This is a genomic window from Eisenbergiella tayi, from assembly GCF_001881565.1.
GTDB lineage: Bacteria > Bacillota > Clostridia > Lachnospirales > Lachnospiraceae > Eisenbergiella > Eisenbergiella tayi.
This window is the reverse complement of the sequence record NZ_MPDJ01000004.1, coordinates 787,608-797,438: the sequence shown is the minus strand read 5'-3', so window position 1 is coordinate 797,438 and position 9,831 is coordinate 787,608. Positions and strand designations below refer to the sequence as shown.

Below are 9,831 nucleotides of genomic sequence, written 5' to 3'. Positions count from 1 at the left end.
TACTAGTCATGCGAGAACAGACTCCTTTGTATTTATTTGTGTTGTGGTGATTCAAATATAACACAAAAATCTGTTCTCGTATTTTTTATTTATACTGGTGTAACACATGTATTGTAATCCTACACTGCAGTTCATTCCAAAATATTCCCGGAACTGGACAAAAGACAGGAAAAAAAGTATAATAATTTCATCCGCAGCATTGCGGCTGATTGGCTTTATCAAGCCATTTTCAACGAAAATTCAGAAGGCAGGAAGGATAAGGGGTATGGCATACGGTTCGATTCCATTGGAAAAAAGGTTGAGGGAAAATATTAAAAGCTACAAGCTGGAAAACCTGTATGATTTAGAGAAGGTACAGAAATTATTCCGGGATCTTGGAGAGGCATTCGGCATGGAGCTGCTTTTAACGCAGAGACATGGGGAAACAGCGGTTGCTGTCGGGGATTTTTCGGACTTTGAGCCGGATGTGGAGATGGAGCCCGGACGTAAAATCAGGGTGGCAGAAAGGACGATAGGACATCTTTATGTGAAACTGAGCAGTCCGGAGGCCGGACAGAAGATTGAAGCTGTCCTGGATGATCTGGCTGAGCTGTATTCTTTCCTGGGAGAAAAGCAGTACCGGTTCCGGGAAACAGCGATATATGCAGATGAACTGGAGGAAGCCCTGGAAAAGGACAGATATCAGGCGAAGCACGGAGAACATGTGGACGCGCTCACAGGCCTGCTGAACAAGACTTATTTTGACGGAAGGCTTAAGCTTCTCAAGGAAACCGGTACGGCGCCGGATGCTTTGATCTGTGTGAATATCAATGACTGGAAGTTCGTGAACAGCAATTACGGTGATGAGGAAAGCGACCGGCTCATCAAAACGGTTGCCGATATCCTGAAAAGGGAAGCGAAGCCGGACTATCTCATAGGCCGTGTGGACGGGGATGTCTTCTACATTGTAATAGAAGTGCCGGAGGATGGAGAAGCCCTGGATTACTGCAGGCGCATCAAGGATGCCTGCCTGGCGTTTGAGGACTCCGTGCTGGCACCGTCCGTAGCTATCGGTATGGTAACAAGGCTGAGTGTGGAAGAGGATTTTGCGGAAGGCTTTTCCGAAGCGGAGTACGAGATGTTCCGGGATAAATTCGATGAGAAAAACAGTCCCGGCTATCGGGAGCGCCTGGAAAAAGGGCTTGCAAAATAGAAAAATGGAATAAAAGGATGTATTTAAAACTCCTTTTCGTTGGGAATAGCAGGGAAGCCATTCGTAACGGAAAGGAGTTTTTTATGAAGATCCGAATTCCGTACAAAAAGGAACTTCTCATTATATTTCCGATTTGTTATAATATCCAATATCAGGTAAAAAGGTCCGGGGAAAATGGTGAAAGTATACAAAGAAAAGAGGGCATATGTACAGGGTATTATTTGCAGAGGATGAATTGCTGGTACGTCTTGGCTTGAAAAATGCCATCAGGTGGTCCGATTATGATATGGAAGTGGTTGGGGAAGCGGATAACGGGATCACGGCTTTGGAGCTGTTTGAGGAGCTGAGGCCGGACGTACTGATTACGGACATTAAAATGGGCGGGATGGATGGCTATGAGCTGATAAAAAGGGTCAGGGATATAGACGGGAGCTGTGCCGTTGTGATCATTTCCTGTCTGGATGATTTTGAGACCCTGCGCAGGATGATGGGCTACTGTATCATCGGCTACATATTGAAGGCCAGCATGACGCTTGAGGAAATAGGGGACGTGCTGAACCGTACCAGGCAGTATCTTGTAAATGTACGCAGGCAGCAGAATGTACAGGAAGAAAATAAAGAGGAAAAAAGAGAAAATGCGCTGAGAAATTATCTCTGCAGTGTTACCGGGCCGGAGGAAAACATCCGCTGGATGTCGGACTGGGGGCTCCCTCTGGAAAATCTCCGCACGCTGATTATCCTCTCTCTGCGGGAGGCGGATGAGAAGAAAATCAATGAGCTTGGCATGAAGCTGGTCCGCCAGCTTTTGTGCCAGAGCTTTCCTGAGGCGGTTTGTGTGCAGACAGGCAGTACGGAGCTGACGGTGATTTGTACCGTGGAAGGAGAGGCTGCAGAGGAACAGCTGCTGAAATTTGATAATGCCGTCAATAATCTCCTGGACGTGACCTTCGGAAAAAAGAAGATGCGCCTTTCCCGGGAACATTCCGTTTGGGAGTCCTACCAGGCGCTCAGGCAGGAAAAGGAAGCGGTCTGGGAGGAGGATCCCCTGATGGAAAAGGCCGTCCGGTTTATGGAAGACAATCATGGAAAGCAGATCACCCTTCAGGAAATTACGGATTACCTCTGTATCAGCACCAGTTATTTTTCTTCGCAATTTAAGAAAAATACAGGGAAAAGCTTCGTGGAATACCTCAATGACATCCGCCTGGAAAAGGTACTTGGCGAGCTCAGGTATTCCCGGGAAAAAATAGCCTATATCGCAGAGAGGCACGGCTTCCGGAACCAGGAGTATTTTACCCGTTTCTTTAAGAAAAAGATGGGAATTTCACCGGTGAAATGGAGACAGCAGCATTTCGGAAAGGATGGTGGTTCCCGGATATGAAACGGCTTAACTGGAAAATAAAGCTGGTTATCACAATCATAAGCGCCATCAGTCTGGTAGTGGTGATTCTATACATGGTAACCTATTTGTTCTTTTCCTCCCAGCTTCGCAGGAATGATGAAAAGATCGCCCAGATCAATTTCAGACAGGCAGAGGAAAATCTGGAACAGATTATTAAACTGGGTATCCGGGATGCCAACCGTTATGACATGGATATGCTGGCGTGGAACTTCGGGAACGGGGAATATGCCGATGATGCCGGCAGAACGGCGCTCAACCGGAAAATGATCCTCCGGTTTGAGGAAATCCTCGCTATCAATCCCAATCTCAGCGCTGTGGCCCAGATGAACGGGAACGGACAGACGGTCATATCCACCGTGAATAAGAACCGTAGCGGAATGACTATGGTTCCCGATGAATTCCGGGAGATCCTGCAGGAAAGCACGCAGTCCTATCCGGCTTTCCAATGGGTGCCGGGGAATGTCCTGGGAGACAGGGAAATTCTGTGCAAGGCGGCGGAGGAACCGGCTGTCCTGGGAATCCGCTCCATAGGCAAGTCCGACCGGGCGGAGGAGGACAGTTATATTATTCTCGGCATTTCAGAAGAAAGGATACGAAGATGCTATGAATCCGTGGTTTACAACGGAAGCTCCGCCATGCTTCTGGATGAGCAGGGACAGATTATTTCCAGCACACGGGAAGGACAGCTGTACCGTACCTTTGAACCGGAAAAGGACTGCCAGATTGTGGTTTACCCGCTGTCCTACAATAACTGGACGCTGGTGAATATGATACCGGTCAAAAATTACCAGAAGGATATCCGTACCTTCCGTAATTTTTCCCTGGCGATCATACTTACTGCTGCGCTGTGCGTCATTTTTATTGCGGTGATATGGAGCAAACGCTATACGGCTCCTATCCAGAGCCTGATGGATAATATGGAAAAGGTGGGGAAGGAGCAGCTTGATATTGCCCTGCCGGAGAAAACCGGCCTCTCGGAACTTGATAATCTCAATGAGGAATTCTGCCAAACGGTCCGGAGACTGAAGAGCTATATTTCCGACCTTCAACAGGCGGAAAAGGATAAAGCCGCGGAAGAGCTGAAGGCCCTGCAGTACCAAATCAATCCTCATTTCCTGTATAATTCCCTCAATTCCATCCGCTGGATGGCTATGATGACCAATAACGGGAAAATAGCGGATTCCATCGTCATGCTTACCAAAATCATCACGCCTGTTTTCAGAAATCCCAGCCTGACATGGAAAATCAGGGATGAACTGGAATTCCTGGATAATTATATAGGGATGATGATGCTGCGTTATGCGGGGAACCTGCAATACCGGATGGAGTGCGGCGAGGAGCTGTACGATGAGGTCTTTCCCCGGTTTGTGCTTCAGCCGGTGATTGAAAACTGCTTCGTCCATTGCGGTACCAAAACGGACGGTATGGAAATCAGGGTGAAGATCCGGAAGGAGGAAGGCAGTTTTCGGATAGAGGTGAGGAATACTGCTAAGCAGGTAGATGAAGAACGTCTTGCACAGGTCAATGAACAGCTGAGATACCGGAGGGAATCGGGAAAAGAAGATGTGGGTCTGATAAATGTGGTGAAGAGGCTGTCTTATCTTTATGGGGAGAACAGCAGCGTCAAGCTCCGGGCGGAGGGAAAGGAAGTCGTCGGTGAAATCATATTCTCTGTATAAATATACAAAAAAAAGAATATAAGTCAGAAAAAATGAGACAAAATGATAAGGCAGATGAAATCTGACAAATGAAAAGTAAAATAAGACAGATAAAAATCCCCGATATTTGATAGAGTTTATACACAGGAAGCACAAGACGTCTTATGTACAACTGTATCAAACTATATTGGAAGGGGATGTACTATGAAAAAGAAAAAGATAACAGCATTGATTTGTACGGCGGCACTGATGGCCGGCTGTCTGGCGGGCTGCGGCAAAGGGGACGGAGGAAATGCCGTACAGGCGGATGCCGATAAAGGTACGGCGGCCGGTACGCAGGACAGCGTCTCAAATGAGGGTGCGGCAGGGGATATTTCCGAGCATGTTAATATTTCAATCGGCGGAATCAATGTGGGGAATTCCAGTTCCTCCGACGGATGGCCTACAGAAATTGTTACTTATATAGAAGATAAGTTCAATGTGACGCTGGAAACCAAATCCTATGATAACGAAAGCCTTAATCTGGATCTGTCAGGTGGTACCACCTGTGACATCCTGCAGATTAATGATGAACATATTGAATCCATATTAAAGGGCAGGCATGCGGTGGATCTTTCCCAGTACCAGGACAGCCTGGCCGCGAATATTTTTTCGGAAACCTATTCCCTGCGGAATGAGGTTTTAAAAAGCTTTAAAAGCAACGGGGAAGATAAACTGTATTTTGTGACTCCCCGCGTGACTTCGGAAAACGCCCGTTCCACCTACGGCGCCACATTGAACTATGGCTATGTGGTTCGCTGGGATCTATACAAAGAGATCGGCTGCCCTGAAATAAAAAATGACGACGACTATGTGGACGCACTTGTCAGGATGAAAGAGATTTATCCGGAAACGGAAGACGGGCTTCCTGTATACGCTCTGAGCGCATACAACGACAGCAACCTGCATCCGTATTTCTTCATCGGCTGTCTGACACAGGGCTATTCCAACATGGAAAGCGGACTGTATGTGAAGAACATGGCAACGAATGAACTCATTCCGGATATTTATGACGAGAACCTGGATGGGATTACAACGCCTTTCTGGGCAGGCATGTCTTTCTATAATAAGCTTTATAATGCCAATCTTCTGGATCCGGACTGCTTTATCACCAAAGGAGAAGACCTGACGGAAAAATATACGAAAGGGCAGTATCTGGGCGGCTATGTAAACTGGCACTTCGGTAATTACAATAAGAATGCCAGGGCTGCGGATCCGGAGACGGAGAAGCAGTATGTAATCCTTCCCACCTATATGGGATGGGCAAATGAAAGAAATTATGCCGGATGGCAGGGCAAATATTTCCTGGTATCCTCCCACAGCAAAAATGTGGAAAGAGCGGTTATGATTCTCGACTTTTTACAGAGTGAGGAATGCTCCAGAATCGTTGACTGCGGTATTGACGGCAGATGGGAAACCGCGGCAGACGGAACCCCGTCCCTGACAGAGGATACGATTGACATGAAATCAAATCCGGCCCGTGCCGAAGAATGGACGAAGAGCGGAATCGGCTCTACGTTTTCCGATATGGTGGGCTATGACTCCAATAATATTGCTTCCGACGGCGGCGCCATAAGCCTTTGGGAACAGCAGGATATTATGGTAAGAAACCTGACGGCGGCGGAAAAGGATATGTGTGCCGCATTTGACATAGAACTGCCTTCCGATTTGCTGAAGAAAAAGGTTGAGGCAGGAGAAAGCATGGATTTGCGCGCAGGCAATTCTGCTATCCAGTTCGGTATGGAAATTGTGCCGAGTGATATCGGCAGGATCGACAGCAACTGTGAGCAGATCACAATTAATGCCATTCCCGGGCTTGTCCAGGCAAAAACGGAGGAAGAGTTCCTGGCGGCGAAGGAAGCGCTGATGGCCGAACTGAAGGCAGCAGGCGCGGAGGACTCCATCGCATGGTGGACACAGGCCTGGAATACGGCGAAGGAAGCGGTTGAAAAAATGCAGTAATTGTACTTTTGCGGCGGACAGGGATCCTGTCTGCCGCAGTCCGGTAAAGACGGAATCAGGAGGTTTGTAATGAAAAAAACGACTGTGATACCGGGGCGGAGGAAAAAGTATAACCTGCTTTTTATGACCCTGCCTTTTATGGTAATTGTTCTTCTTTTTAACTATGTTCCAATATTTGGCTGGATTTATTCGGTCTTTGATTACATACCGGGCATATCCATCCTGGAATGTGATTTTGTGGGGCTGGACTATTTCCGGCTGATTTTCCGGGATGCCAATGTGGTGAGAACCTTGAAAAATACATTTATTTTTGCTTTAATCGGCATCGTTCTCACCCCGCTTCCCATGCTTTTCGCCATCCTGCTCAATGAAATCAAATGCAGCCCTGTCCGCAGAGTGGTCCAGACCTTTACCACTCTGCCAAACTTTATCAGCTGGGTTATCATTTTTTCCCTCGCTTTTTCCCTGTTTGCGACCGACGGTGTGGTGACCTCCCTCATAGCGGGGATTACAGGAAAAGAAGTGACTTCTATATTAAGCTCCGGAGAATCGGTTTACTGGTTTCAGACGCTTTTGGGCATCTGGAAGTCCCTGGGCTGGAGTTCCATCATTTACCTGGCGGCCATTGCGGGCATCGATCAGGAACAATATGAGGCAGCCAGAGTGGATGGGGCCGGTTATTTTCAGTGCGCCGTCCATGTCACGATCCCGGCTCTCATGGAAACCTATGTGGTGCTTTTTATCCTGCAGATCGGCAATTTCCTCAATACCGGCTATGAACAGTACATGCTGTTTAAAAATGCGCTGACGGCCAACAACATTGAGGTGCTGGATCTGTACACCTACCGTATCGGTTTGGAGAACATGGATTATTCCTACGGAGTGGCTATCAGCATCCTGAAATCCCTGGTCAGTATATCCCTGGTGGTTCTGGCGAATATGGTAGCCAAAAAGATCCGGGGAAATACGGTAATTTGACAATTGTGCAGGCACCTGAATACGGGAGGATGTAAGGAAAGATGAAAATAAAACCGTCTAAATCAAGAATTGCTTTTCAGATATTTAATTATACATTGATGCTGCTGGCTACCTTTGTATGCGTCTACCCTTTCTGGTATATCGTCATTTATACCTTCAGTGATGCCGCGAAGGCAGGAATCAACAATCCGGTTTTTCTGCCCAGGGGATTTTCGGTATCCAACTACGTGGATATATTCAAGCTGAGCGGCTTTTTTCCCGCACTGGGGATTTCCGTACTCCGTACAGTGGTGGGAACCGTGGCTGCCGTACTGGTATGCTCCTTCCTGGGCTATATGTTTACGAAAGAAGAGATGCCCGGCAGAAAGTTTATGTACCGTTTTCTGGTAATGACCATGTATATCAACGGGGGACTCATTTCCACCTTTATTGTCATGAAATCTTACGGGCTTTTGAATACCTTCTGGATTTATATCCTGCCCATGATGATTTCCGCCTACAACATTGTGCTGATAAAGACCTACATGGAATCGCTCCCGGCCTCCCTGGAGGAATCCGCCATGCTGGACGGAGCCGGTTATATCAAGGTGTTCACCAGCATTATCCTGCCGCTGTCAAAACCCATTATTGCGACTGTTGCGGTATTTGTGGCTGTGGGACACTGGAATTCCTGGTTCGATAATCATATTTATACAAGAGGGGAAAGTTCATTGACAACGCTGCAGTATCTTTTGTACAATTATCTGAACGAGTCGCAGAGACTTGCGGAGCAGATAAAAAACACAAGCAATCTGAGCAGCATTGAAAATGCCATGGGAACGATATCACCCAAGGGCGTGAGAATGACTATTACCGTACTGGCATCTTTGCCGATATTTATGGTATATCCGTTTATGCAGAAATATTTTGTTAAAGGGATTATGATCGGTGCGGTGAAGGGCTAAACGGGGAGCAGAAAAATCCGGAGCGTTGAAGGGTTAAGCGGGGAGCACAAAACCCGGAGCGGCAAGGACAGGAAATATGCGCAGTAATTACTGAAGAACGAAAAAACTATGCGGGAGGAAAAGAAAATGCAATCGGAAGAACGATACCCCGGTTACCGGGAGGATGAGAGACTGGTCGGCGTGGTGCCCTCACCCAGGCAGATCGCCCATCAGAAAATGGAATATTTTGGTTTTATCCATTTCACGGTCAATACCTTTACCGGAAGAGAATGGGGAAATGGGGAGGAATCCCCTTCCATTTTTAATCCGGAAAAGCTGGATGCAGGACAGTGGGCCGAGACTGCGGTCAGGGGAGGCATGACAGGGCTGATTCTTACCTGCAAGCACCACGACGGTTTTTGCCTGTGGCCCAGCGCATATACCGAACACAGCGTCAAAAATTCGCCTTATAAAGGGGGAAAAGGTGATATCGTAGGAGAACTTGCCGAGGCCTGCCGGAAAAAGGGGCTGAAATTCGGAGTTTATTTATCTCCATGGGACAGAAACAATCCAGCTTATGGATCGGGAAAGGCCTATGACGACTACTATGTGAACCAGCTCACGGAGCTTCTCACGAATTACGGAGAAATCTTCACTGTCTGGCTGGACGGCGCCTGCGGAGAAGGACAGAATGGGAAAAAGCAGGTATATGACTGGGAACGCTATTATGAGGTGGTGCGGCGTCTGCAGCCGGGAGCTAATATTTTCGGATGCGGGCCGGATGTGAGATGGTGCGGCAATGAGGCAGGAGATACCAGGCCGAGCGAATGGAGCGTGGTGGCAGCGGAACTGGCGGACGCAGAAAAAGTAGCGGCCCTCAGCCAGCAGGAGGACAATGCACAGTTCCGGGAGAAAAAGCTTACAAGTACCGATATGAATCTGGGCAGCAGGGATGTGCTGAAGGATAAAAAGGAGCTGATCTGGTTTCCTGCGGAAGTGGATGTATCCATCCGCCCGGGCTGGTTTTATCATGAAGAAGAAAACGATAAGGTGCGCTCTTTTGAAAATCTGAAAGAGATCTACCTGAAATCCGTGGGCGGAAACTGTACGCTGCTTTTGAATATCCCTCCGGATAAGGATGGATTGATCCGGGAAGAAGACAGAAAAAGCCTGTTCCGGCTGGGCGATTTCATCCGGGAGGCCTTCCAAGTGAATCAGGCGGAAGAAGCGGAAATAGAAATAGTTCCCTCTGCAGACTGCGAAGGAAATGACGGAAGCGTCCTTCTTGACCCCGGTGATGATTTCTGGTTCCGCAATCCGGACGGGCAGCGGGAGCTTCAGATAACCTTGCTGTGGGAAAAGGAACGCACGCTCGATTATCTGGTGGTACAGGAAGCGATTGCCTTCAGCCAGCGGGTGGAGCAGTTTGAAGTCAGCTTTATGGATGAAGACGGCAGCTGGAAACTGTTTGCAGAAGGGACTACAGTCGGCTATAAACGGATTGTTCCGTTAAACGGGCTGCATACGAAGGGGCTCCGGTTTAAGGTTACGGATGCAAGAGTCGCGCCTGTGCTGGCATTTGTCGGGGTGTATTGAGTGGTGAAGACAGGGCTGTCCTTGTGAAAAAAGGTGGCTGGAACACTAATGAAAAAAGGCCAAATAAGGGGCTGTCGGGAA

7 protein-coding genes are annotated in these 9,831 nt (G+C 48.0%); all 7 read left to right on the top strand.

Features of this window, described 5'->3' with window-relative positions:
- Positions 1 to 265: 265 nt before the first annotated feature.
- The 7 genes from BLA28_RS18145 to BLA28_RS18115 all read left to right on the top strand — a co-directional run bounded on the left by BLA28_RS18145 (position 266) and on the right by BLA28_RS18115 (position 9,750).
- On the top strand, positions 266 to 1,192 hold the full coding sequence (locus tag BLA28_RS18145) for a GGDEF domain-containing protein (RefSeq protein WP_069158404.1): 927 nt from the start codon (positions 266 to 268) through the stop codon (positions 1,190 to 1,192).
- Between the two features lie 205 nt (positions 1,193 to 1,397).
- Complete coding sequence (locus tag BLA28_RS18140) at positions 1,398 to 2,573, top strand: response regulator transcription factor (RefSeq protein WP_009250089.1); 1,176 nt, start codon at positions 1,398 to 1,400, stop codon at positions 2,571 to 2,573.
- Positions 2,570 to 4,273 carry a cache domain-containing sensor histidine kinase gene (locus BLA28_RS18135; RefSeq protein WP_069158403.1) on the top strand — a complete coding sequence of 568 codons (1,704 nt, stop codon included), beginning with the start codon at positions 2,570 to 2,572 and terminating at the stop codon, positions 4,271 to 4,273. Before BLA28_RS18140 ends, BLA28_RS18135 begins: the two co-directional genes overlap by 4 nt.
- 183 nt (positions 4,274 to 4,456) lie before the next feature.
- Positions 4,457 to 6,253 (top strand): type 2 periplasmic-binding domain-containing protein, encoded by a 1,797-nt coding sequence (locus BLA28_RS18130; protein ID WP_069158402.1) that lies wholly within the window; start codon positions 4,457 to 4,459, stop codon positions 6,251 to 6,253.
- A 69-nt stretch (positions 6,254 to 6,322) separates the two neighbouring features.
- Positions 6,323 to 7,231: an ABC transporter permease subunit gene (locus tag BLA28_RS18125; RefSeq protein ID WP_044966577.1), complete on the top strand. Its 909-nt coding sequence runs from the start codon at positions 6,323 to 6,325 to the stop codon at positions 7,229 to 7,231.
- A 41-nt stretch (positions 7,232 to 7,272) separates the two neighbouring features.
- Positions 7,273 to 8,175, top strand: a complete 903-nt coding sequence (locus BLA28_RS18120) for a carbohydrate ABC transporter permease (RefSeq protein WP_069154409.1) — start codon at positions 7,273 to 7,275, stop codon at positions 8,173 to 8,175.
- Positions 8,176 to 8,301: 126 nt separating this feature from the next.
- Complete coding sequence (locus tag BLA28_RS18115) at positions 8,302 to 9,750, top strand: alpha-L-fucosidase (RefSeq protein ID WP_069158401.1); 1,449 nt, start codon at positions 8,302 to 8,304, stop codon at positions 9,748 to 9,750.
- The last annotated feature ends 81 nt before the right edge of the window (positions 9,751 to 9,831 follow it).

Coding starts and splice junctions, on each gene's coding strand:
- BLA28_RS18145 (WP_069158404.1), top strand. CDS start 266: ATGGCATACGGTTCGATTCCATTGGAAAAAAGGTTGAGGGAAAATATT.
- BLA28_RS18125 (WP_044966577.1), top strand. CDS start 6,323: ATGAAAAAAACGACTGTGATACCGGGGCGGAGGAAAAAGTATAACCTG.
- BLA28_RS18115 (WP_069158401.1), top strand. CDS start 8,302: ATGCAATCGGAAGAACGATACCCCGGTTACCGGGAGGATGAGAGACTG.
- BLA28_RS18140 (WP_009250089.1), top strand. CDS start 1,398: ATGTACAGGGTATTATTTGCAGAGGATGAATTGCTGGTACGTCTTGGC.
- BLA28_RS18120 (WP_069154409.1), top strand. CDS start 7,273: ATGAAAATAAAACCGTCTAAATCAAGAATTGCTTTTCAGATATTTAAT.
- BLA28_RS18130 (WP_069158402.1), top strand. CDS start 4,457: ATGAAAAAGAAAAAGATAACAGCATTGATTTGTACGGCGGCACTGATG.
- BLA28_RS18135 (WP_069158403.1), top strand. CDS start 2,570: ATGAAACGGCTTAACTGGAAAATAAAGCTGGTTATCACAATCATAAGC.